24 protein-coding genes are annotated in these 22,044 nt (G+C 53.0%); 7 read left to right on the top strand and 17 right to left on the bottom strand.

Annotated elements, in window-relative coordinates; genetic code table 11:
- On the bottom strand, positions 1-237 hold the full coding sequence (locus J4614_RS02225) for a DUF1656 domain-containing protein (RefSeq protein WP_000649755.1): 237 nt from the start codon (positions 235-237) through the stop codon (positions 1-3).
- A 194-nt stretch (positions 238-431) separates the two neighbouring features.
- On the opposite strand from J4614_RS02225, the gene slyA reads away from it, so the two are divergent.
- On the top strand, positions 432-872 hold the full coding sequence (slyA, locus tag J4614_RS02230) for a transcriptional regulator SlyA (RefSeq protein WP_000764551.1): 441 nt from the start codon (positions 432-434) through the stop codon (positions 870-872).
- Positions 873-919: 47 nt separating this feature from the next.
- Here the strand turns inward: slyA and slyB are convergent, their stop codons facing one another.
- On the bottom strand, positions 920-1,387 hold the full coding sequence (gene slyB, locus J4614_RS02235; RefSeq protein ID WP_000597179.1) for an outer membrane lipoprotein SlyB: 468 nt from the start codon (positions 1,385-1,387) through the stop codon (positions 920-922).
- Between the two features lie 272 nt (positions 1,388-1,659).
- Between slyB and anmK the strand changes: the two genes are divergently transcribed.
- The 5 genes from anmK (at position 1,660) to pdxY (ending at position 6,234) form a co-directional block, all read left to right on the top strand.
- A complete protein-coding gene (gene anmK, locus J4614_RS02240) occupies positions 1,660-2,781 on the top strand; it encodes an anhydro-N-acetylmuramic acid kinase (protein ID WP_111769298.1) in 1,122 nt (373 codons plus the stop codon).
- Positions 2,782-2,868: 87 nt separating this feature from the next.
- Complete coding sequence (mliC, locus tag J4614_RS02245; RefSeq protein ID WP_001132086.1) at positions 2,869-3,198, top strand: C-type lysozyme inhibitor; 330 nt, start codon at positions 2,869-2,871, stop codon at positions 3,196-3,198.
- A 58-nt stretch (positions 3,199-3,256) separates the two neighbouring features.
- Positions 3,257-3,913 carry a pyridoxamine 5'-phosphate oxidase gene (pdxH, locus tag J4614_RS02250; protein WP_001282334.1) on the top strand — a complete coding sequence of 219 codons (657 nt, stop codon included), beginning with the start codon at positions 3,257-3,259 and terminating at the stop codon, positions 3,911-3,913.
- 126 nt (positions 3,914-4,039) lie between these two features.
- Complete coding sequence (gene tyrS, locus J4614_RS02255) at positions 4,040-5,314, top strand: tyrosine--tRNA ligase (protein ID WP_000168626.1); 1,275 nt, start codon at positions 4,040-4,042, stop codon at positions 5,312-5,314.
- A 59-nt stretch (positions 5,315-5,373) separates the two neighbouring features.
- Entirely contained in the window at positions 5,374-6,234 is an 861-nt protein-coding gene (gene pdxY / locus J4614_RS02260) for a pyridoxal kinase PdxY (protein WP_000789740.1), read from the top strand.
- Positions 6,235-6,292: 58 nt separating this feature from the next.
- Here pdxY and gstA read toward each other — a convergent pair whose 3' ends face one another.
- The 12 genes from gstA to blr all read right to left on the bottom strand — a co-directional run bounded on the left by gstA (position 6,293) and on the right by blr (position 16,726).
- Positions 6,293-6,898 (bottom strand): glutathione transferase GstA, encoded by a 606-nt coding sequence (gstA, locus tag J4614_RS02265; protein ID WP_000765727.1) that lies wholly within the window; start codon positions 6,896-6,898, stop codon positions 6,293-6,295.
- Between the two features lie 104 nt (positions 6,899-7,002).
- Entirely contained in the window at positions 7,003-8,508 is a 1,506-nt protein-coding gene (dtpA, locus tag J4614_RS02270; RefSeq protein WP_000100909.1) for a dipeptide/tripeptide permease DtpA, read from the bottom strand.
- Positions 8,509-9,109: 601 nt separating this feature from the next.
- Positions 9,110-9,745: an endonuclease III gene (nth, locus tag J4614_RS02275; RefSeq protein WP_001030318.1), complete on the bottom strand. Its 636-nt coding sequence runs from the start codon at positions 9,743-9,745 to the stop codon at positions 9,110-9,112.
- The gene (locus tag J4614_RS02280; protein ID WP_001289628.1) at positions 9,745-10,437 is read right to left on the bottom strand and encodes an electron transport complex subunit E; all 693 of its coding nucleotides are present in this window, start codon (positions 10,435-10,437) and stop codon (positions 9,745-9,747) included. The genes nth and J4614_RS02280 overlap by 1 nt, the downstream gene beginning before the upstream one ends.
- Positions 10,438-10,439: 2 nt before the next feature.
- Positions 10,440-11,060: an electron transport complex subunit RsxG gene (gene rsxG, locus J4614_RS02285; RefSeq protein WP_000920817.1), complete on the bottom strand. Its 621-nt coding sequence runs from the start codon at positions 11,058-11,060 to the stop codon at positions 10,440-10,442.
- A 3-nt stretch (positions 11,061-11,063) separates the two neighbouring features.
- Entirely contained in the window at positions 11,064-12,122 is a 1,059-nt protein-coding gene (rsxD, locus tag J4614_RS02290; RefSeq protein WP_000231891.1) for an electron transport complex subunit RsxD, read from the bottom strand.
- A complete protein-coding gene (gene rsxC, locus J4614_RS02295; RefSeq protein ID WP_208293043.1) occupies positions 12,123-14,330 on the bottom strand; it encodes an electron transport complex subunit RsxC in 2,208 nt (735 codons plus the stop codon). It abuts the gene before it with no gap.
- Positions 14,323-14,901 (bottom strand): electron transport complex subunit RsxB, encoded by a 579-nt coding sequence (gene rsxB, locus J4614_RS02300; protein ID WP_001092600.1) that lies wholly within the window; start codon positions 14,899-14,901, stop codon positions 14,323-14,325. Before rsxB ends, rsxC begins: the two co-directional genes overlap by 8 nt.
- Positions 14,901-15,482 (bottom strand): electron transport complex subunit RsxA, encoded by a 582-nt coding sequence (gene rsxA, locus J4614_RS02305; protein ID WP_000133179.1) that lies wholly within the window; start codon positions 15,480-15,482, stop codon positions 14,901-14,903. The genes rsxB and rsxA overlap by 1 nt, the downstream gene beginning before the upstream one ends.
- A 76-nt stretch (positions 15,483-15,558) precedes the next feature.
- On the bottom strand, positions 15,559-15,999 hold the full coding sequence (locus J4614_RS02310; protein WP_000214061.1) for a DUF2569 domain-containing protein: 441 nt from the start codon (positions 15,997-15,999) through the stop codon (positions 15,559-15,561).
- Positions 16,000-16,087: 88 nt separating this feature from the next.
- A complete protein-coding gene (ydgT, locus tag J4614_RS02315; protein ID WP_000217946.1) occupies positions 16,088-16,303 on the bottom strand; it encodes a transcription modulator YdgT in 216 nt (71 codons plus the stop codon).
- 297 nt (positions 16,304-16,600) lie between these two features.
- Entirely contained in the window at positions 16,601-16,726 is a 126-nt protein-coding gene (blr, locus tag J4614_RS02320) for a division septum protein Blr (protein WP_001708800.1), read from the bottom strand.
- 207 nt (positions 16,727-16,933) lie between these two features.
- On the opposite strand from blr, the gene J4614_RS02325 reads away from it, so the two are divergent.
- Entirely contained in the window at positions 16,934-17,974 is a 1,041-nt protein-coding gene (locus J4614_RS02325; protein ID WP_000998241.1) for an oxidoreductase, read from the top strand.
- Between the two features lie 74 nt (positions 17,975-18,048).
- Here the strand turns inward: J4614_RS02325 and add are convergent, their stop codons facing one another.
- The 3 genes from add to malX all read right to left on the bottom strand — a co-directional run bounded on the left by add (position 18,049) and on the right by malX (position 22,038).
- Complete coding sequence (add, locus tag J4614_RS02330) at positions 18,049-19,050, bottom strand: adenosine deaminase (RefSeq protein ID WP_000565564.1); 1,002 nt, start codon at positions 19,048-19,050, stop codon at positions 18,049-18,051.
- Between the two features lie 213 nt (positions 19,051-19,263).
- A complete protein-coding gene (locus J4614_RS02335) occupies positions 19,264-20,436 on the bottom strand; it encodes a MalY/PatB family protein (protein WP_023208200.1) in 1,173 nt (390 codons plus the stop codon).
- 9 nt (positions 20,437-20,445) lie between these two features.
- The gene (gene malX, locus J4614_RS02340; RefSeq protein WP_023208199.1) at positions 20,446-22,038 is read right to left on the bottom strand and encodes a maltose/glucose-specific PTS transporter subunit IIBC; all 1,593 of its coding nucleotides are present in this window, start codon (positions 22,036-22,038) and stop codon (positions 20,446-20,448) included.
- Between the last annotated feature and the right edge of the window lie 6 nt (positions 22,039-22,044).

A 22,044-nucleotide genomic window follows, 5' to 3' on the forward strand; every position in this document is an offset into this window, starting at 1 on the left:
TTACCACGCGATCAGTAAAACGAGGCCCAGACATACGCAAAGCGTAAAGAGGGAGAGATCCATTAACAGGGGATGCCAGATTTCATCAGAGTATATCCGGTCACGCAGGAGTCGGTGAATAAACAACCAGATAACGAACCCAAGCGCAAAGGCTTTAAAGAATGGCGGAAAGTAAACAGATGCTCCCAACATGAGATCTTGTAAGGGCAATCCTGTGGCGTTGAGTATACACTTCACAAGCAATGTTCCTTTGCGTCAGACATCGATGCTTTAGTTTTAGCCAAAACTGAAGCTACAGGTGCCAGGTGCGCACTATGTCTGAAAAAATGTCTATTGGTAAGCAAATTTAGCAATACATTTGTTTTGAGAATACAAATACTGCACACTATTCTAAAATCAGCATAATAACTTAGCAAGCTAATTATAAGGAGATGAAATTGGAATCGCCACTAGGTTCTGATCTGGCACGGTTGGTGCGCATTTGGCGTGCTCTGATTGACCATCGCCTCAAGCCTCTGGAATTGACGCAGACACATTGGGTCACGTTGCACAATATTCATCAATTGCCGCCTGACCAGTCGCAGATTCAATTGGCTAAAGCGATAGGCATTGAGCAGCCATCGCTGGTACGCACGTTGGATCAACTTGAAGATAAGGGGCTAATTTCGCGGCAAACCTGCGCCAGCGATCGTCGCGCTAAGCGCATTAAACTGACCGAAAAAGCGGAGCCGCTGATCGCTGAGATGGAAGCGGTCATTCATAAAACGCGCGGTGAAATTTTGGCTGGGATTTCTTCAGAGGAGATTGAGCTTCTGATTAAACTTATCGCCAAACTTGAACACAACATTATGGAATTGCACTCTCACGATTGAGGTGCAGGGGCATACGTGTGGCCATGTGACCACACGTAAAGCCTGGTTTAGCGTGGAGAGACAGTAACCTGGCTGCCATTGCTGGCCAGCACGACACGCTGACCTGCCGAGAAACGCGTATTTCCTTGTTTCTGCACAACCATAATGGTGTTGCCATCGTCTTTACGAATTTCCAGTTCCACACCCTGGGTTTTATTCATTGCGCTCTGGACGCCCTGGCCCGCTACGCCGCCAGCCACCGCGCCTGCCGCGGTCGCCAGTGAACGACCCGTACCGCCGCCGATAGTGTTGCCGAGGAATCCGCCCAACACCGCGCCGCCGATAGCGCCAATCACGTTAGAATCATCACCGCCCTGAATTTGAACCGGACGAACGTTAACGATAGTACCGTACGTTACATTCTGAACTTGTTTAGCCTCGGATGCGGTATAAACATCACCCGAAAGGCTATCATTGTTAACACACCCCGCTAAGGATAACCCCATCAGTGAAACGGCCAGTACACGTTTAATCATTTACCCATCTCCTGTTCTTCACGAAACGCTATTTCAGCATCCCTATAGCTAAATTATATGGCATTTATGCAGTTAAGGTCATATCTTCTGCCAAAAGAATGTAAAAATCATAATCAGAAGTTAATTAACTAATCTTAAACGAAGTGGGAAGCAAGAAAAGATAGGTCATTGATATCCGTGGACGGCACGGCAAAAAACGTGACGCGGGCATCGCATTGCAAAATACGTTATGCCGAGTGTTAAGGCTTAACCCAGCTTAATAAGGAAGAGGTATGAAATCGGGCCGTTTTATTGGCGTTATGTCCGGGACCAGCCTTGATGGCGTGGATGTTGTACTGGCGGCAATTGATGAAACAATGGTAGCGCAACAGGCAAGTCTCACCTGGCCCATTCCCGTTCATCTGAAAAAAGGCATTCTCGATATTTGCCAGGGACAACCGCTTACGCTCTCGCAACTCGGCCAGCTGGATACCCAGTTAGGCCGGCTTTTTGCACAGGCGGTTAATGCGCTGTTAGCGCAACAACGTTTGCAGCCGCGGGATATCGTCGCCATTGGTTGTCATGGGCAAACGGTCTGGCATGAACCGACCGGCGAGGCCCCGCATACGCTGCAAATTGGCGATAATAATCACATCGTCGCCCATACGGGGATTACAGTGGTCGGCGATTTTCGGCGGCGGGATATTGCGCTGGGCGGACAAGGCGCGCCGCTGGTGCCCGCTTTCCATCACGCGCTGTTGGGACATCCGACGGAAAAACGTATGGTCCTGAATATCGGCGGCATCGCCAATTTATCTCTGCTTTTCCCCGGACAGGCGGTGCGCGGGTACGACACGGGGCCGGGTAATATGTTGATGGATGCGTGGATTTGGCGACAATGCGCGCAGCCCTACGACAAAGATGCGGCATGGGCGAAAGAAGGTCAGGTTATTCTTCCCTTGCTGCAAAAGATGTTGCGCGATCCGTACTTTGCTGCGTCGGCGCCCAAAAGTACAGGACGCGAATATTTCAACTATGGCTGGTTAGAGCGTCATCTTACGGCTTTCCCTGGCGCAGACGCGCGCGATGTACAGGCCACGCTGGCGGAGCTGACGGCGGTCTCCATCGCCCAACAGGTGCTGCTCAATGGCGGCTGCGAGCGGCTGATGGTTTGTGGCGGCGGAAGCCGGAATCCGTTAGTGATGGCCCGTCTGGCGGCGCTGTTGCCCGGTATCGAGGTTTCGACCACCGATGAGGCGGGGATCAGCGGCGATGATATGGAAGCGCTGGCCTTTGCCTGGCTTGCCTGGCGAACGCTCGCGGGCCTGCCGGGAAATTTACCTTCCGTGACGGGGGCTACAGAAGCCAGTGTTTTAGGCGCTATTTACCCGGCTAACCCAATAACTCAGAGTTAACTGAATTTTTCCCGGACCCTATATCGGTAAACTAGCAAGGTCAGGAAGGGGCGTTTGCCCTTCCAGAAGCAGGAGAGCTTTCGGGATATGCCTATGAAAAAGATCGCAATAATGTGTTTACCTGTGCTGCTGACCGGCTGTAGCGTTTATCAACAATTTGTTGAACGTATGCAAACGGATACGCTGGAATACCAGTGTGATGAGAAGCCGCTTACCGTTAAAGTCAATAACCCGCGTGAAGAGGTCAGTTTTGTTTATGACAATAAGCTGCTGACCCTGAAGCAAGGAATCTCGGCCTCGGGCGCGCGTTATACCGACGGGATTTATGTTTTCTGGTCGCAAGGCGAGAGCGCCACGGTCTATAAACGAGACAGAATTGTGCTTAATAACTGTCAGTTACAAAATCCGAAGCGTTGAGATTTTCAGTATGGGGGCGCACAATAGCGCCACCCACTGATTATTTCTGATCAACGCCATGTCTGATAACGACCAATTGCAGCAGATCGCGCATCTGCGCCGTGAATACACGAAAGGCGGCTTGCGTCGCCGCGATTTACCCGCTGAACCGTTAACCTTATTTGAGCGCTGGCTTGGGCAAGCGTGCGACGCCAGACTGGCCGATCCGACGGCAATGGTCGTGGCGACCGTAGATGACAAGGGGCAACCGTACCAGCGTATTGTATTGCTCAAGCATTATGATGAAAAAGGCCTGGTCTTTTATACCAACCTGGGAAGCCGCAAGGCGCATCAGATTGAGCACAATCCGCGTATCAGCCTGTTATTTCCCTGGCATATGCTTGAACGTCAGGTGATGGTGACAGGCAAAGCCGAGCGTCTCTCCACACTTGAGGTGGTGAGGTATTTCCACAGCCGTCCGCGCGACAGCCAGATTGGCGCATGGGTCTCTAAACAATCCAGCCGCATTTCCGCGCGCGGTATCCTCGAAAGCAAATTCCTGGAGCTCAAGCAGAAGTTTCAACAGGGCGAAGTGCCGTTACCCAGCTTCTGGGGCGGTTTTCGCGTGAGTATCGAACAGATGGAGTTCTGGCAGGGCGGCGAACATCGTCTGCACGATCGCTTTTTATACCAACGCGACGACGGCGCATGGAAAATCGACCGTCTTGCGCCCTAAAGATGCAAAAATCTTGTTTTAAGCACTGGTGCGGATGAATCCGCCGTTTTATGCTATGTCTCTTTCGCGTCTGGCGAAAAGTCGTGTACCGGCAAAGGTGCAGTCGTTTTATACATGGAGATTTTGATGGCAAGCAGTAACTTGATTAAACAATTGCAAGAGCGGGGGCTGGTAGCCCAGGTGACGGACGAAGACGCGTTGGCAGAGCGACTGGCGCAAGGCCCGATCGCGCTCTATTGCGGCTTCGATCCTACCGCTGACAGCTTGCATTTGGGGCATCTGGTTCCATTGTTATGCCTGAAACGCTTCCAGCAGGCAGGGCACAAACCTGTTGCGCTGGTAGGCGGCGCGACCGGTCTGATTGGCGACCCGAGCTTCAAAGCCGCCGAGCGTAAACTGAACACTGAAGAGACCGTTCAGGAGTGGGTGGCGAAAATTCGTAAACAGGTTGCCCCATTCCTGGACTTTGATTGCGGCGAAAACTCCGCTATCGCGGCCAATAACTATGACTGGTTCGGCAGCATGAATGTGCTGACTTTCCTGCGCGATATCGGTAAACATTTTTCCGTTAATCAGATGATCAACAAAGAAGCGGTGAAGCAGCGCCTGAACCGTGACGATCAGGGTATCTCTTTCACGGAGTTCTCTTATAACCTGCTACAGGGGTACGACTTCGCTTGTCTGAATAAACTGCACGGCGTTGCCTTACAGATTGGCGGTTCTGACCAGTGGGGGAACATCACTTCCGGTATCGACCTGACCCGTCGCCTGCACCAGAATCAGGTATTTGGTTTGACCGTTCCACTGATCACCAAAGCTGACGGCACGAAATTCGGTAAAACCGAAGGCGGCGCTGTCTGGCTGGATCCGAAGAAAACCAGTCCGTACAAATTCTACCAGTTCTGGATTAACACCGCAGATGCCGATGTTTATCGCTTCCTGAAATTCTTCACTTTTATGGACATTGAAGAGATCAATGCCCTGGAAGAAGAAGATAAAAACAGCGGGAAAGCGCCGCGCGCGCAGTATGTGCTGGCCGAGCAGGTGACGCGCCTGGTTCATGGTGAAGAAGGGCTGGTCGCGGCGAAACGGATCACTGAATGTCTGTTCAGCGGTTCACTGAGCGCGCTGAGCGAAGCTGACTTTGAGCAGTTGGCGCAGGACGGCGTACCGATGGTTGAAATGGAAAAAGGCGCCGACCTGATGCAGGCGCTGGTAGACGCCGAGCTCCAGCCGTCACGTGGTCAGGCGCGTAAGACTATCGCCTCCAACGCTGTCACTATCAATGGTGAAAAACAATCCGATCCTGAATACATCTTTAACGATGAGGACCGTCTGTTTGGCCGCTATACCTTATTACGTCGCGGCAAAAAGAACTATTGTCTGATTTGCTGGAAATAAGGCATTAAGTAACAGGGAGTGAGAAATCACTCCCTTATTTTTGATGTTCAGGTAAAAAAATGAAGAATATCCTCGCTATCCAGTCCCATGTTGTTTTCGGACATGCGGGCAACAGCGCCGCCGAATTTCCCATGCGCCGTCTTGGCGCGAATGTTTGGCCGCTGAATACCGTTCAGTTTTCTAACCACACGCAATATGGTAAATGGACCGGCTGTGTCATGCCGCCCAGCCATCTGACTGAGATTGTCCAGGGGATTGCGGACATTGGCCAGTTAGCGCACTGCGACGCCGTACTTAGCGGTTACCTGGGATCTGCCGAGCAGGGAGAACACATTCTCGGTATTGTGCGCCAGGTTAAAGCGGCAAATCCGCAGGCAAAATATTTCTGCGATCCCGTGATGGGGCATCCGGAAAAGGGCTGTATCGTGGCGCCTGGCGTCGCAGAGTTCCATGTGCGTTATGCGCTACCCGCCAGCGATATTATCGCGCCTAACCTGATTGAACTGGAAATTCTCAGCAAACATAGCGTGAATAGTGTGGATGACGCCGTGCAGGCGGCGCGCGAACTGATTGCTCAGGGGCCAGAAATTGTACTGGTAAAACATCTCGCCCGCGCCGGTTACAGTTCAGAACGCTTTGAAATGCTGCTGGTGACAGCGCAGGAAGCCTGGCATATTAGCCGTCCGCTGGTGGATTTCGGCTCACGTCAGCCGGTTGGCGTTGGCGATGTCACCAGTGGTTTATTGCTGGTCAAACTTTTGCAGGGCGCGACGTTGCAGCAGGCGCTGGAGCACGTTACGGCGGCAGTCTATGAGATTATGATCGCCACCAAAACGATGCAGGAGTACGAACTGCAGGTCGTGGCGGCCCAGGACAGGATCGCTAACCCTGAACATTACTTCAGCGCAACGCGGCTGTAATTATTGCTGCTAAAAAGAGGCCGGATGGCGGTACAGCGAGCTATCCGGCAACATGACATTAATTCAGTCCTTCCGCTTTAAGCGCTGCCGCAACGGTCGGTCTTTTTGCGACACGCTGCATATAACTTTCAATATGCGTTAACCCGTCCATATTCAGTTTTACGCCATAGGCCCAACGCAATACGGTAAACAGATAAGCGTCTGCAATGGTAAAACGCTGGCCGCAAATCCACTGGTCGTCTGAAAGCGACTCATCCACATACTGCAATTTCTTTTCCAGACCGGCGCGAACGGCGGGTTTAAGTGTTTCCGGCGTGTCAGGGCGGAACAGCGGGGTAAAGCCTTTATGCAGTTCCGTTGCAATATAGTTGAGCCATTCCAGCGTATGATAGCGAGCAAGACTACTTACCGGCGCCAGAAGCTGGCGGTCGGGAACGCTGTCGGCGAGATACTGCATAATGGCGACGCCTTCAGTCAACAGTGTGCCGTCATCCAGCAGCAGAGCCGGAACCTGTCCTTTAGGGTTGACTGCCAGGTAATCATCACCATTTTCCAGGCGTTTTTTTGCGAGATCGACGCCATCAAGCGTAAAGTCTTTGCCAATTTCGCGCAGGGTAATATGGGAAGCAAGAGAGCAGGCACCCGGTTTGTAGAACAGTTTCATCGGTAACTCCTTTTTGCTGAGGTTTAAAGTATGGTAGTGCGGGGACGAGCAAAAAAAAAGCCGCTAACGCACAGTTAGCGGCCTGAATGTTGTTTCCCGGAAAATTAAACTGTAGCGGCTTTAGAGCCTTTTTCAGCGTTATCATCGTCCTGGGTCATACGGTTCAGCTTAGGCGCTGTCAGCAGCATCAGGATGGCGATAACGGCGGTTGCTATGCCAATCTGCATAAATACGCGACCATAGACTTCCAGGGACATCAGTGGGTCAGTCACGTCGCTCGGCACAGCCATCAGGTTGGCGACATAACCGCCGATGATGTTAGCGCCTGCCGTTGTCAGGAACCAGCTACCCATGATGAAGCCCATCAGACGCTGCGGAACCAACTGTGCGACCATTGCCAGTCCCAGACCGGAGATCATCAGCTCACCGATACTTTGCAGGCCGTAGCTTGCGATCAGCCAGTTTACGGATACGATGCCGGCATCGTTCGCAAATTTGGCGCCCAGCGGCAGAATCAGGAACGCGCCGGAACACAGCACCATACCAATGGCGAATTTCATCGGCATCGGCAGCGTATCGCCCATCCTGTTATAGATAGCGGCCAGAATCGGGCTGCCGATAATGATCCAGAATGGGTTCAGCGCCTGATACTGTTCCGGTTCGAACGCGATACCGAGAATAGAGTGCTCGACGTTACGAATGGCAAAGAAGTTCAGCGACGTCGGCATCTGGCTGTACAGTACGAAGAAGATAATCGCCTGCAGCATCAAAATAAAGGCGACGATCATTTTACGGCGAGCCGCGCCGTGCATGGAAAACGCTTCTTTACCGAAGATAATGACGATGCCAAGAGCGATTACGCCCAGCACCATACGCGCGATGTCCTGGTTGTGCAGCAGCCAGGTGGCGACCGCAATCAGAACGACAATACCCACGATTGTCAGCAGCAGATTACGGAAGTTGATCGGTTCAAAGTCGGGTTTGGAACCGTAGCTTTTCACCCAACGCTGGCAGAAAGCAAAGTTAACGACGGTTATCAGCATACCGACGACGCTAAGCGCAAACGCGGTGCTCCAGCCATAACGCGCCGCCAGCCACGGCGTCGCCAGCATAGAGAAGAAGGAGCCGATGTTGACGGACATATAATACATAGTAAATGCGCCGTCGAGACGCGGATCGTCCTTCGCGTAACAGGTAGACAGCAGGGAAGACGGGTTAGCTTTAAACAGACCGTTACCCACAGCGATAGCCGCCATGCCCATATAGACGATGCCAGCGTCATGACCAGACCATGCGACCAGCGCATAACCGATAGCCAGCACCACGGCACCCAGCATAATAACGCGTTTGGTGCCCAGAATTTTATCACCTAACCAACCGCCAATGGCGACCAGGCCGTACACCAGCGCACTGAAGGAAGAGAAAAGGGTGATGGAATCCGCTTCTGACATACCCAGTTGTTTTACTAGGTAGACGGCCATAATGCCTTGCAGGCCGTAATAACCAAAACGCTCCCATAACTCTATCGAGAAGATGAGATAGAACGCCTTCGGTTGTTTGAAAGCGTTCAAACTGACGCTTTCAGTTGGTTTTTTGTTTGCAGTAGACACTTTTACCTCTTTTTTACGCCCCGTATTAACAGGGATTGTCTGGCGCGTGATGAGTCAGACTCATCCGTCCGATTGTTATATTGGAGGGGAAACGGCAGGTAATGTTCACTATCTTTCCTCTCCAGACAAGAGCTTTGTAATAATCTGTTACATATAACTCTTCTGGTTGAATCGTCCGATGTCAGAAATGTTATCCAGCGTTAAATTTCTTCATTTGAAGAATGGCAGATTTTTACACTGCAAAAAGGCCATTGGTTTGGGTGAAAGGCGATATCTTCTGCTATTTAAGGTGAAAAGCAGTGATATAGGCCATTATCTGAAAAAATGGCAGAGTAATATTTTGTAGTGAAAACGGGGCGTCAGTCTATCCGGTTGTAAATGTAACCTTAGATGTCATTAAATTTCACATGAAGTTATCAAAGTGATCCTGATCACGGATAGATAGAATTTTTTGCGATTAAAAAAATGATTAACCTGACGTGGAGGGAAAACGAAAGCACATTACATCAGAAAAAGGACAGAGACTGGAATGATTGATGGCTAAAATAGATCCAGGCCGAAGGTGGGAGCGCGCTGGCGTGACGGACGCACTCCGACCATATCAAATATCGACTTTTTCTTTGTATTCGCAAAGGTCTTCAATGAGGCAGGAGCCGCAGCGGGGTTTTCGGGCGATACAGGTATAGCGGCCATGCAAAATTAACCAGTGATGGCAGTCCACTTTGAACTCATTCGGCACTACTTTCAGTAACTTCTCTTCTACCTGCTCGACATTTTTACCCGGCGCGAACTGTGTTCGGTTGCATACACGAAATATATGCGTATCAACGGCGATGGTCGGCCAGCCGAAGGCGGTATTTAGCACCACGTTAGCGGTTTTACGGCCCACGCCGGGAAGCGCTTCCAGCGCCGCCCGATCCTCCGGCACTTCGCCATTATGCTTGTCCAGTAAAATACGGCAGGTCTTAATCACGTTTTCCGCTTTACTGTTAAATAAACCGATGGTTTTGATATAGGATTTCACGCCTTCTACGCCCAGTTCCAGCATCGCGGCTGGCGTATTGGCGACCGGGTAAAGTTTGGCGGTAGCCTTGTTCACGCTGACGTCGGTTGCCTGCGCGGAAAGCAACACGGCAATCAGCAACTCAAACGGCGACGTGAAATTGAGTTCCGTTGTGGGGTGCGGATTGTTGTCGCGCAGGCGCGTCAGAATTTCCAGCCTTTTTGCTTTGTTCATCAGACTTTCCCTGTTTCACCTGCCGGAACAGCGGAAGGCGCGGTTTCGGCGCGGCGTTTCTTCATTTTTTCATCAATAAGATATTTTACCGCCAGCATGAGCCCCAGGCCGATAAACGCGCCTGGCGGTAGCATCGCCAGCAGGAAAGGCGAGTCGGTGTGAAATATCTCGACCCGTAATACTTTTGCCCAGCCTCCCAGCAGGCTATCCGCGCCATCGAAAAGCGTACCATTCCCGAGGATCTCGCGCAGCGAACCCAGCACGAACATCGCGCCTGTCGCGCCCATGCCGATGGAAAAACCGTCCAACGCGGAAAGCCACGGTCCTTTTTTCGCGGCAAACGCTTCGGCGCGACCGACAACAATGCAGTTCGTTACAATCAGCGGAATAAAAATCCCTAAAGACTGATATAAACCGAACGCATACGCATTGATCAGCATCTGTACTGCGCTTACCACCGAGGCAATGATCATAACGTAAATCGGGATACGGATTTCTGCCGGCGTCCAGCGACGTAGTGCGGATACCGTAAGGTTGGTCAGCGTTAATACCAGCGTTGTGGCCAGACCCAGCCCCAGAGCGTTGGTTGCCGTAGACGTCACCGCCAGTAAAGGGCACAGGCCAAGTAGCTGCACCAGAGCAGAGTTATTTTTCCATAACCCCTGAACAACAATGTCTTTTATTTCGCTCATGGCTATTCTCCACAGGCGGTTAAATGGGGGAGCTGAGCGGGCAGTGATTCGGCGTACAGCCCGGCGCGTTTAACCGCATTCACCACGGCGCGCGGCGTTATTGTCGCCCCGGTAAATTGATCAAAATCACCGCCATCTTTTTTCACCGCCCAGTGCGTATCATTTTCACCGCTGATGGTTTTACCGCTAAAGTGGGTAATCCAGTCAGACAAACGGCGTTCAATTTTATCACCTAACCCTGGCGTCTCATGATGTTCCGTCACGCGCGTCCCCAGGACGGTACCGTTGAAATCTGCACCAACAATAAGCTGGATAGCGCCGGAATAGCCATCTGGCGCGGTGGCCTCAATGATGGCTGCTACGGGTTTATCATCCTTGCGAGCGATAAAAACACGATGTGTGCCTTTGCCGAGGGCGGGCGCATCGACCAGATAACAGCTATCTTGCAGATTATTATTGTAACGATCTGGCGGCAATACCTGATCGAACAGGGCATGCTGTTGTTGCAGCGCTTGTTCGTGGATGGTTGATTTTGTCATCTGATTAATCACCGCAGTCAATCCCGTAGAACCTGCGGCAAAAAGCGCCAGCGTAATACCGTGTTTACGAATCGTTTTCAGCATGGTTTATCCTTTGCGATGTCCATAGACGCGGGGGCGCGTGTAGTAGTCGATCAGAGGAACCGTGATATTCGCCAACAGGACAGCAAAAGCAACGCCGTCCGGATAGCCGCCGAAGCTACGAATCAGCCACACTAATACCCCAGCCAGCGCGCCGAAAATTAAACGTCCACGGTTGGTCGTGGAGGCGGTAACCGGATCCGTCAAGATAAAAAATGCGCCCAGCATGGTGGCGCCTGACAGCAGATGAAGCTGCGGCGAGGCCAGCGTAGCGGGCGAAAAAAGCCAACCTAACGCGGCGCATAGCGCCAGCGTCAGTAGAAAACTGACCGGGATATGCCAGCGGATAGCTTTTTGCCACAGCAGGAATACGCCGCCGACAAGCCAGGCGAGGTTAACCCACTGCCAGCCCACGCCAGCCAGCGCGCCGCTGTATATCGGGTACTGCATGATTTGCTCAACGGAGTGCCCGGCGCGCAAGGACGTTTTAAACGTATCCAGCGGCGTCGCCTGGCTGATACCGTCAATACCAATACGTAGCAGTGTCATATCGCCGCCGCTGGCGGTATGCCCGGTAAAAATCATCCGCAACGTGTCCAGCATATCGGGCGTTGTTGCGGCTATTTCATAAGGCGGCAACCAGCTTGTCATTTGCACCGGAAAGGAGATTAAGAGCACCACGTAACCGATCATTGCCGGATTAAAGGGGTTTTGTCCCAGCCCGCCATATAACTGTTTAGCGATAATAATGGCGAATCCGGTTCCCAGCACGACCATCCACCAGGGCGCGAGCGGAGGGATGCTGACCGCCAGCAAAAGCCCCGTCAATAACGCGGAATAATCCTGTAGGTGACTGGCGACCGATTGTTTGCGCAGTCTAAGGACAATGGCTTCCGCGACGAGCGCCGTGATGGCAGCCAGAACGATCTGGAAAAGCGTTCCCCAACCAAAAAACCACGTCTGCGCGGCAATCCCCGGCAGAGCGGCGATTAATACCAGCAACATGATTCGCGATGTCTGGCGCTGGTTATGGGTATAAGGCGAGCTTGCGATTCTGAATACCATTTAATCCTCGTTAACTACCTGCTGCTGTGCTGCTTTTTTTGCCTGAACGCGGGCGATGGCCGCTTCCACCGCGGCTTTACGCGGGTCGGCCGGTTCGGCAGGTTCGCTTCCGGCCTGCTGCTCCTGCTTGCGGGCTTTGGCGCGGGCGATAGCCGCCTCCACCGCGGCTTTACGCGGGTCGGCCGGTTCGACAGGTTCGCTTCCGGCCTGCTGCTCCTGCTTGCGGGCTTTGGCGCGGGCGATAGCCGCTTCCACTGCGGCTTTACGCGGATCGACCGGTTCGGCAGGTTCGCTTCCGGCCTGCTGCTCCTGCTTGCGGGCTTTGGCGCGGGCGATAGCCGCTTCCACCGCGGCTTTGCGCGGATCGGCCGGTTCGACCGGTTCGCTTCCGGCCTGCTGCTCCTGCTTACGGGCTTTGGCGCGGGCGATAGCCGCCTCCACCGCGGCTTTACGCGGATCGACCGGTTCGGCAGGTTCGCTTCCGGCCTGCTGCTCCTGCTTACGGGCTTTGGCGCGGGCGATGGCTGCCTCCACTGCAGCTTTACGCGGGTCGTCGCCGGGTATCGCGCTGTCAGCCATCGGATGAGCGGCTTGTTTAGCGCGCGCTTGCGCTTTACGCGCTTCACGGGCCGCGATGACGGCGCTATTGTCTGGCAGACTACCCGCCTGAATAACCACCGGTTGCGTGGCCTGCGCCTGTTTCTCTTTTACCCGCGCCAGCGCAGCGGCAATGGCATCCTGATCTTTTGCCGCTGGTTGTACCGCTGCGCTCTTATGACGTGCAAGGCGGGCGGCTTTTTCGCGCTCCAGTCTTGCCTGACGAGCCTCAAAACGTGCTTTGGCTTCGGCGGCGCGTTTTTCTTCAAGCCTGATCGCATTAATCTCCGCTTTTTCCTGACGGAAATATTGGACGAGCGGAATATTACTGGGGCAGACCCAGGCGCAGGCGCCGCATTCTATACAATCAGCAATATGGTGAGCGGTAGCCTTGTCATGCTGCTGCCCTTTGCTGAACCAATAAAGCTGCTGCGGTAAAAGGTCGGCAGGGCAAGCGTCAGCGCAAGCACTGCAACGAATACAGCTTTTCTCTTCCTGAGGCGCTCCCATTTCAGTCACGGATGGCGCCAGCAAGCAGTTGGTGATTTTTACGACCGGTACGTCAAGCCAGGGAAGGGTGAATCCCATCAACGGGCCGCCCATGATGACCATCTGGTCAGCGGAAGGGCAGAACCCGGCATCGTTAAGCAAATGACGAACGGGAGTGCCGAGCCGCGCCCAGACGTTACCCGGACGGCTTACCGCTTCACCCGTTAAGGTGACAACGCGTTCTGTGATCGGTTCGCCGTCAACCACGGCGCGTTTAACGGCATAAGCCGTACCGACGTTTTGCATCAGCACGCCAATATCAGAGGAGCGCCCGCCGTGGGGAACCTGTTTTCCCGTCAGTATTTGGGTGAGCTGTTTTGCGCCGCCGGAAGGGTATTTGGTTGGGATCACACGTAACGAAATATCGTGGGCGTCAGCCAGTACGGCGCGCAGCATGGAAATAGCCTGCGGTTTGTTATCTTCAATGCCGATTAATACCTCACGGGGTTGCAGAATATGCGCCAGGATGCGAATACCTTCCACAATCTGCGCGGCGCAGTCCTGCATCAGACGATCGTCCGCCGTAATGTAAGGTTCGCACTCTGCGGCATTGATAATAAGCGTAGTGATTTTATCGCCGCCGCCCTGCAATTTAACGCCGGTGGGAAACCCTGCGCCGCCAAGCCCGGCAACGCCATACTGATGAATGCGTTCAATGAGCGCTTCACGGCTGTGGGCGCGGTAATCAGACCAGCCCTCGCGTTCAATCCAGCGGTCCTCGCCGTCGGCATCAATGATGACGCTTAACTCCGCCAGCGCCGAAGGATGTGCCGTCGAGTGGGGGGCAATAGCGATAACCGTCCCGGAGGTGGGCGCGTGTACCGGCAGCATTCTCCCACGTCCACGGGTAAGCGCCTGGCCGCGTAGCACGCGATCGCCGACGCTAACGCACAGCTCGCCCTCAGCGCCAATGTGCTGTTTTAAAGGGATAACAAAGCGCGGCGCTAAAGGCACCTGGCGCAGCGGCGTGCCGTTTGACTGGGTCTTCATCTCGGGCGGATGAATACCACCGTCGAAATCCCAGATTTTATCTTTTCTGAAAGCGGAAAATAGTTTAAGCATGTTGTTCCACGGGAATGATGCGAACGGGAATGGTGTTCAAATCCCATTTCCAACTGTCGGGCGTCTCATTCACCGGACGTAATTCGATGCAGTGCGTCGGACACGGATCGACACACAGATTACAGCCAGTACAGAGATCGCTCATGACCGTGTGCATGGCGCGCGTTGCGCCAACGATGGCGTCAACCGGGCAGGCCTGAATGCATTTTGTGCAGCCAATGCAGTTATTTTCATCAATAACTGCCAGCATACGTACTGGCGCGGCCTGCTGTTCTTCACCATCGCATGGCTGCGGCTCTACGTTTAGCAGCTCTGCCATTTTCAGCATGACGGCTTCGCCGCCGGGCGCGCAACGATTGATTTTCTCGCCCTGGAGACCCACGGCTTCGGCGTAGGGGCGACAGCCGGGATAGCCGCACTGACCACACTGGCTCTGCGGCAAAATCGCATCGATTTTTTCAACAACCGGATCATCTTCAACCGCGAATCGGCGGGAGGCATAACCCAGAATGGCGCCGAACACCAGGCCCAGAAGGGTCAGGGCGCCAACGGCAATCCAGATAGTATTCATTACAACTTCACCAAACCACTAAAGCCCATAAAGGCCAAAGACATTAATCCTGCGGTAATCAATGCTATCGCGTTACCACGAAAAGGGGCGGGCACATCCGCCACGGCAAGGCGTTCGCGGATGGCGGCAAACAGAACCATCACTAATGAAAAACCGACGGCGGCGGAAAATCCGTACAGCGCCGACTGAAGAAAGTGATGACCGAGATTAATATTCAGTAATGCTACGCCCAGAACCGCACAGTTAGTGGTAATCAGTGGTAAGAAGATGCCTAACAAGCGGTATAACGCCGGGCTGGTTTTCCGTACAACCATTTCGGTAAATTGCACGACCACAGCAATGACGAGGATAAAGGCCAGCGTCCGCAGATAAATCAGATCCAGCGGAATAAGTATCCAGGTGTCGATAAGCCAGGCGCATATCGACGCCAGCGTCATGACAAAGGTCGTCGCGAGGCCCATCCCCATGGCGGTTTCCAGTTTTTTGGATACGCCCATAAAGGGACAAAGGCCCAGGAATTTGACCAGTACAAAGTTATTGACCAGTACAGTTCCGACAAAGAGCAGCAGGTAATCAGTCATGTTTCGGCCTGAAATAAAAAAGCCGCCTATTATCTGTCAAACTACCACAGGCGACAACAGGTTAACTGTAGGGTTATTACGGATTAACAAACGTTGTTTTAACGCGCGCTGAACGTTTGAGATAAGGCACAATGAGCGCCGTCGCCAACAGTGGGAAGAGTAACTGACGCACGGCAAAGGCATCTGAGACGGGCGAAAAGGCAAATGCTTTAACCGCCAGTAACACCGACACCAGCAGCCAGATAATGTAATGCTTCGGCACGCAGCGTCTGCGCTTGAAGAATGCGATCGTCAACCACAGGGTATAGTACCACATGGCGATAGCGGTAATAAATGAAATGCCCCATAGCAGTAAATTACCGGTTTCCTGTCCGCTAAGCGTCTTGAACGTTTGCGGTGTGGCAAGCGCCATAACGTAGAGTAATAACGCCAGCGAGGCGCTCAACAACGCGACTAACAGCCAGGCTAACGGGCCAAGAAGCCAGCCTCCAATTCGTTGTGGCGGTGTTGTAGTCATATCTTCTCCGGGGTTACGCGCATTAACGGCCATGCCGCTCATTTTGGGGCAAATATTATAAGGTTTTTGATGTTAAACGCTACTTTCTTTATTGCACATAGCGCCAGACGGATTGCGGAACCTGACCTACATCAAACAGGCGTCCTCCGGAAACCAGTTCGGCACGGCGGTGATCTGCAGCGCGATACATATTAACAATGTCCATGTCATCAGTAAGGGTATAGTTAAGGTGGTCGAACAGTTTTTCCAGACTTTCGAGCGAACTAATTTTGCGGAATTTTAATAGATAATCCTGAACAGTCATATAAAGTTGATCCATATTAAATATAATGCCAACGGAGTAGTCACTGATAAAAAATAAACAAAACCGCACCAGTAAGAGGTCAGGGGTGCAGGTAAAAAGGGAATATTCTTACCGGTAAAGAGTCAGGCGCCACATGGCGCCTGGGGCGAAAGGTTAACGCGCTTTCCTACAACAGGCAATAAACGTCAGACCAGATAGGACATATTTCGTTTTTTTTTGCCGGTTTTTGACTTTTCTTTGCCCCCCCGGGGCGCCGCTTACCGTACCACGCGAAAATGCCTTTACATTATCTGACGCTTACTTCTTCTGAACGGAAGCCGTGGGCTCTGGTGGTTGGTAATTGTCAATATGGTTGGCAATACCTAAAAGAATGACTGAGATAACGAGAACTATCCACCCAGTTAATTCAATAAGACGATTCATTATTGACGACATTTGCTTTGATTTATCCATAAACACAGGGGGTAAATGTTACTTTCCTGGCGAACGGTCGGCAAGAGGGAAGCAAACGATTTCAGCCTCTGTTCTGTAACAAGTTAATCATTTGATGCTACGTTGATGGTCAGGACGCTATTGCGGCTAATCGCACGATGGTGTGGAATAGCGATATCTAAAACCGGAGGCAGTGAGATGAATGACAAAATCCGCGTTGGGTTAATCGGTTATGGCTACGCCAGTAAAACCTTTCATGCGCCCTTAATTATGGGAACGCCAGGGCTAGAGCTTGCGGCGGTATCCAGCAGCGATGAAACAAAAGTGAAAGCAGATTGGCCAGCGGTTTCCGTGGTCTCTGAGCCCCGACACTTATTTAACGATCCGCATATCGACCTGATCGTGATCCCGACGCCCAACGATACCCATTTCCCGCTGGCGAAAGCTGCGCTGGAAGCCGGTAAGCATGTGGTGGTTGATAAACCCTTTACCGTGACACTGTCACAGGCGCGAGAATTGGATGCGCTTGCGCGGAGCACTGGCCGGGTACTTTCCGTCTTCCACAACCGACGCTGGGACAGCGATTTTTTGACGCTGAAAGCCTTGCTGGCGGATGGCGTGCTCGGCGAGGTGTCCTTGTTTGAGTCCCACTTTGATCGCTTCCGTCCCCAGGTGCGCGACCGCTGGCGCGAGCAAGGCGGGCCGGGAAGTGGTATCTGGTACGATCTGGCGCCGCACTTGTTGGATCAGGCCATTCAACTTTTTGGCCTGCCGGTCAGCATGACGGTGGATTTAGCGCAGCTGCGTCCGGGCGCGCAATCTACAGATTATTTCCACGCGATTTTATCCTACCCCCAGCGCCGCGTGATTTTGCACGGTACGATGCTGGCCGCGGCGGAATCCGCGCGATACATCGTTCATGGTTCGCGCGGTAGCTATGTAAAATATGGCCTCGATCCCCAGGAAGAACGGTTAAAAAACGGCGAGCGTTTACCGCAGGAAGACTGGGGATATGACATGCGTGACGGCGTATTGACCCTGGTTGAGGGAGAGAAGCGCAAAGAAGAGAACTGGCTTACGTTGCCGGGTAACTATCCGGCATATTATGCCGCCATCCGCGATGCGTTAAACGGTAATGGTGAAAATCCCGTGCCGGCAAGCCAGGCGATTCAAATTATGGAGTTGATTGAACTGGGCATGGAATCGGCAAAACATCGCGCGACGCTGTGTCTTGCCTGAGATGTCGCATTTCTCCGCCTGGGATAGCATTAAACCGCAGGCGGAGAGAGGGCGTTAGCATCAATAAAGCAATTTTACGCCGCGGCCACTTTTTCGCGCAGCGCACGTTTTTCGTCATCGCTCAGAAAGGCGATTTCCAGACCGTTAATCTGCGCCTGGCGAATCTGTTCGCGGCTCAATCCTGCCGCTGGCGCGGCGACGTGATATTCATGGATAATATCTACGCCCTGAACAGCCGGATCGTCCGTATTAAGACTGGCGAGAACGCCATGTTCAAGGAAGGTTTTGAGCGGATGATCTGCCAGCGATGCGACGGTACTGGTCTGAATATTCGAGGTCAGACAGGATTCAATACCGATACGCTGCTGTGCAAGAAAATCCATTAACGCGCGATCTTCGACAGCTTTTACGCCATGTCCGATACGTTCGGCCCCCAGTTCGCGAATCGCCTGCCAGATACTTTCCGGCCCTGCGGCTTCGCCAGCGTGAACGGTAATATGCCAGCCCGCATCGCGCGCCCGATTAAAGTGCGACAAAAACAGACTGCCGGGAAAGCCCAGCTCATCACCGGCTAAATCCAGCGCGGTGATTTTCTCTCTGTGCGCCAACAGCGCATCAAGCTCCTGTAAACATGCCGCCTCGCCGAAGGTACGGCTCATAATGCCAATGAGTCGTGCCTCGACGCCAAACGTGTTACAGCCGTCGCGTACTCCGTCGATAACGGCTTCAACCACGCCTGCGATCGGTAACTGATGCGCCATCGCCATATAGCCGGGCGAAAAGCGAAGCTCGACGTAATGCAGGCCGTTACGTGCGGCATCTTCAATATTTTCAAAGGCCACACGGCGGCAGGCGTCAAGCGATGCCAGGACTTTTACCCCCCAATCGAGCTTCGTGAGAAAGCTTACTAAATCGGGTTCGGTTGAGGTGACCTGGACATGCGGAATCAGCGTTTCCAGCGTTTGGGCGGGAAGGGCGATGTTGAACTGCCGACCAAGATCCAGAATTGTTTGGGCGCGAATGTTGCCATCAAGGTGGCGGTGGATGTCAGTCAAAGGAAGCGTAATATCAATCATGGGCGCACTCAATTTTTAATAAAAGTGCGCACCATTATACTACAGATTGATAATCCTCTGGAAATTTTGCAAAAACGGAGTCATTACGTTGCAACTTCGCGAGAGCTCGGGAGAAATTTTGTATCATTCTCTTTAACGCGTCCCGGTTAGCTCACGGGGGGCTCTGTTATCGCATCTTAGGATAAAGGGTCAACACCCCGCTTGTAGACGGTATCAGCGAACGGTGCGGATAGCGTTAATCAATCCGTTGACGCCTTTTTCAAGTTTCAGGCGAGGGCATCCGGCATTCAGACGCACAAATCCCCGGCCTTCTGCGCCATAGGTATCGCCGGGCATAATGGCGACTTTCTCCTGATGAATGAGCGTGTGCTGTAATTTTTGATCGTCAATGCCGAGTGAACGGAGATCAATCCAGGCCAGATAGGTCGATGGCGGCGCTTGCCAGTTCAACGTCGGAAAAGCGCCATTCAGCGCCTGCTCAATATAGCGCATATTAGCCGCCAGCGAGGCGCGTAACGCATCCAGCCACGGCGCGCCGTGCTGATACGCGGCAATATGCGCCGTGAGCGAGAGCACCGCTGGCGAAGAGAGGCCGTCGCGCCCTTTTAAGGCGGCCAGGTAGCGTTCACGGCTTGCACTATTTTCAATGATTCCATAAGCGCCGGTTAATGCCGGAATGTTGAAGCTTTTCGAGCCGGAGGAGAGCAGCGCCCAGTCTCCGCGCGCGACATTGCTCCAGGGAATATGCGGCTGGTTTCCCCATACCATATCCATGTGAATTTCATCGGAAATCACCCGTACGCCATGGCGCTCGCATAGCGTTGACATCGTTTCCAGCTCGTCACGCGTCCACACTTTACCGGTGGGATTTTGCGGGCTGCACAGCAGCAGGATTTTGCTTTCCGGACGCACCAGCGCCGCCTCCAGTTTGGCCATATCGCAATACCAGGCGTTGCCTTCTTTCTCCAGCGGGACGGGAGTGACGATGCGATGGTTGCCTTCAATCGCTTTATAAAAAGCATCGTAAGCGGGGGTATGAACTACCACGCCATCGCCTTCGTTGGACCACTGGCGGATAAGCTCGGACGCCATATAGATAACGGAGGGGCCGTATACGAGGGAGTGGGCATCTATCGTGGTCTGATGGCGTGTCGCAAACCAGTGGGTAATCGCCCCTAAAAACGCCTCATTTTTCCAGCGGCTATAGCCCAGCACACCGTGGGAAAGGCGCTGGTTTAGCGCCTCCAGGATACACGGCGCGGTGGCAAAATCCATATCCGAAATCGTAAAGGGGAGCAGATCGGCCTCGCCAAAACGATCGGCGACATAATCCCACTGCGTACACCATGTCCCGCGACGGTCAACTTCCTGTGAAAAATCGAACATATATCTTCCTTATGCCTGAACGGTATTCATCAGACCAACCATTTCATCTTTTACCGACTGAACCTGCGGGCCGATAACCACCTGCAAATTATGCTGATTGAGCTGTACGACGCCTATCGCACGATTGTCCTTCAATGCCTGGACATCGACAAGCGACATATCTTTCACGGACAGACGTAGGCGGGTGATGCAGTTGTCCAGACTCACGATGTTTTCCGTGCCGCCTAATGCCGCCAGGATAGCAGGCACGTTGTAGCCGGATTTTCCTGGCGCGCCAGCGATCGCTTTTTCAATGCTGGTGGCGATCTCCGCTTCGCGCCCCGGTGTTTTGAGGTTAAAGCGTGTAATGGCGAAGCGGAAAATGAGGTAGTAAACCGCAAACCAAATCGCCGCCACTACCGGAACCAGATACCATTTTGTTGACAGACCATGCAGGATGCCAAACACCACAAAGTCAATAATATTGCCATCCGTATTGCCGATAGTGACGCCGAGAATAGCCATGATGGTGAAGCCCAGCCCGGTCAGCAGAGCATGAATAACGTACAGCACTGGCGCTACGAACAGGAACAGGAATTCCAGCGGCTCCGTTGTACCGCCGACAACGCAGGCGATTAAACCGGAAATCAATAATCCTTTAATTTTAGGGCGGTTTTCTGGACGGGCACAGTGGTACATTGCCAGCGCGGCGCCCGGCAACCCACCGAGAAACGCCGGCATTTTGCCTTGCGATAAGAAACGAGTGGCGCTTTCAGAGAAGCCGTGCGTCGTTGGGCAACTGAGTTGGGCCTGGAAAATAGTCAATGCGCCGCTCACGGTATGCCCGCATACCTCTTGCGTACCGCCCGCCTCGGTGAAGCGAATCAGCGCTACCAGAATATGGTGCAGACCAAAAGGCAACAGCAGGCGCTCGCCGGTGCCGAAAATCATCGGTCCAAAGTCGCCGGCGCTATTGATGATATGACCCAGTCCACTAATTCCCATCGCAAAAACCGGCCAGACGAGCGGGATAACCAGGCCGACAAGCCCCATCACAACGGCGGAAACGATAGGTACAAAACGCGTACCGCCGAAAAAAGCCAGCGCATCCGGCAAACGAATGGTATGAAACCGTTCATGCAGCATCCAGACAATAATACCAGCGATAACGGCGCCGAGGATGCCGGTATCGATAGAGGGGATGCCCAGAATATTTTGTACGTTATTGGCTTTCAGCACCGCCGCATCGGTGGTCGGCAGAATGCCTTTTGCCGTGAGCCAGAAGTTGACTGCAAGGTTCATGACCGCATAACCGACAAACCCGGCAAACGCGGCGACGCCTTTGTTTTCCCGCGCCAGACCGAGCGGAATCGCGATACAAAACATCACCGGCAGGAAGCTAAAGGCAAAAGAACCTACTTTACTCATCCAGGTGAAGATAGCCTGTAGCAAGGGATTACCCAGCACGGGGAGCAGGGTGATAATGTCGTGGCTACTGAGCGAGCTGCCGATACCGAGCATAATGCCGCAGAACGAGAGCAAGGCGACGGGCAACATAAACGTTTTGCCCAGTTGCTGGAAAAATTCCCATAGCGTTATTTTTGGCGTGGTTTTCGTCGTCATCTAACG

The sequence above is a fragment of the Salmonella sp. 32031103-2018-00083-FB-01-SM-01 genome, from assembly GCF_017571995.1.
Classification (GTDB): Bacteria; Pseudomonadota; Gammaproteobacteria; order Enterobacterales; family Enterobacteriaceae; genus Salmonella; species Salmonella enterica.

Coding starts and splice junctions, on each gene's coding strand:
- slyA (WP_000764551.1), top strand. CDS start 432: ATGAAATTGGAATCGCCACTAGGTTCTGATCTGGCACGGTTGGTGCGC.
- slyB (WP_000597179.1), bottom strand. CDS start 1,387: ATGATTAAACGTGTACTGGCCGTTTCACTGATGGGGTTATCCTTAGCG.
- anmK (WP_111769298.1), top strand. CDS start 1,660: ATGAAATCGGGCCGTTTTATTGGCGTTATGTCCGGGACCAGCCTTGAT.
- mliC (WP_001132086.1), top strand. CDS start 2,869: ATGCCTATGAAAAAGATCGCAATAATGTGTTTACCTGTGCTGCTGACC.
- pdxH (WP_001282334.1), top strand. CDS start 3,257: ATGTCTGATAACGACCAATTGCAGCAGATCGCGCATCTGCGCCGTGAA.
- tyrS (WP_000168626.1), top strand. CDS start 4,040: ATGGCAAGCAGTAACTTGATTAAACAATTGCAAGAGCGGGGGCTGGTA.
- pdxY (WP_000789740.1), top strand. CDS start 5,374: ATGAAGAATATCCTCGCTATCCAGTCCCATGTTGTTTTCGGACATGCG.
- gstA (WP_000765727.1), bottom strand. CDS start 6,898: ATGAAACTGTTCTACAAACCGGGTGCCTGCTCTCTTGCTTCCCATATT.
- nth (WP_001030318.1), bottom strand. CDS start 9,745: ATGAACAAAGCAAAAAGGCTGGAAATTCTGACGCGCCTGCGCGACAAC.
- J4614_RS02280 (WP_001289628.1), bottom strand. CDS start 10,437: ATGAGCGAAATAAAAGACATTGTTGTTCAGGGGTTATGGAAAAATAAC.
- rsxG (WP_000920817.1), bottom strand. CDS start 11,060: ATGCTGAAAACGATTCGTAAACACGGTATTACGCTGGCGCTTTTTGCC.
- rsxD (WP_000231891.1), bottom strand. CDS start 12,122: ATGGTATTCAGAATCGCAAGCTCGCCTTATACCCATAACCAGCGCCAG.
- rsxC (WP_208293043.1), bottom strand. CDS start 14,330: ATGCTTAAACTATTTTCCGCTTTCAGAAAAGATAAAATCTGGGATTTC.
- rsxB (WP_001092600.1), bottom strand. CDS start 14,901: ATGAATACTATCTGGATTGCCGTTGGCGCCCTGACCCTTCTGGGCCTG.
- rsxA (WP_000133179.1), bottom strand. CDS start 15,482: ATGACTGATTACCTGCTGCTCTTTGTCGGAACTGTACTGGTCAATAAC.
- J4614_RS02310 (WP_000214061.1), bottom strand. CDS start 15,999: ATGACTACAACACCGCCACAACGAATTGGAGGCTGGCTTCTTGGCCCG.
- ydgT (WP_000217946.1), bottom strand. CDS start 16,303: ATGACTGTTCAGGATTATCTATTAAAATTCCGCAAAATTAGTTCGCTC.
- blr (WP_001708800.1), bottom strand. CDS start 16,726: ATGAATCGTCTTATTGAATTAACTGGGTGGATAGTTCTCGTTATCTCA.
- J4614_RS02325 (WP_000998241.1), top strand. CDS start 16,934: ATGAATGACAAAATCCGCGTTGGGTTAATCGGTTATGGCTACGCCAGT.
- add (WP_000565564.1), bottom strand. CDS start 19,050: ATGATTGATATTACGCTTCCTTTGACTGACATCCACCGCCACCTTGAT.
- J4614_RS02335 (WP_023208200.1), bottom strand. CDS start 20,436: ATGTTCGATTTTTCACAGGAAGTTGACCGTCGCGGGACATGGTGTACG.
- malX (WP_023208199.1), bottom strand. CDS start 22,038: ATGACGACGAAAACCACGCCAAAAATAACGCTATGGGAATTTTTCCAG.